This is a genomic window from Vibrio sp. 10N.261.52.A1 (genome assembly GCF_002876325.1).
GTDB lineage: Bacteria > Pseudomonadota > Gammaproteobacteria > Enterobacterales > Vibrionaceae > Vibrio > Vibrio chagasii.
In genome coordinates this window covers 1,141-1,396 of record NZ_MCYD01000229.1, presented here as the reverse complement: position 1 = coordinate 1,396, position 256 = coordinate 1,141, and the positions used below count along the sequence as shown (strand labels likewise).

The window sequence follows — 256 nt, the reverse complement described above, 5'->3', positions numbered from 1 at the left end:
ACGCTCACCACCAGAAAGGTGTTCAATCTTAGCGTCCCACTCAGGAAGACGAAGTGCGTCTGCAGCGCGCTCTAGAGCTGCTTCTAGGTTGTGACCATCTTTTGCTTGGATAAGCGCTTCTAGTTCGCCTTGCTCTTTTGCTAGTGCATCGAAATCTGCATCTGGTTCAGCATAAGCCGCGTAAACTGCGTCGATACGTTTAAGTGCATCAGCAACATCAGAAACCGCTTCTTCTACGATTTCACGAACCGTTTTT

Annotated in this window: 1 pseudogene; it reads right to left on the bottom strand. The window is 48.4% G+C overall.

The annotated features are described in order from the left end of the window. Positions 1–256 (bottom strand): annotated as a pseudogene (locus tag BCT81_RS02985) (energy-dependent translational throttle protein EttA); the annotation flags it as partial.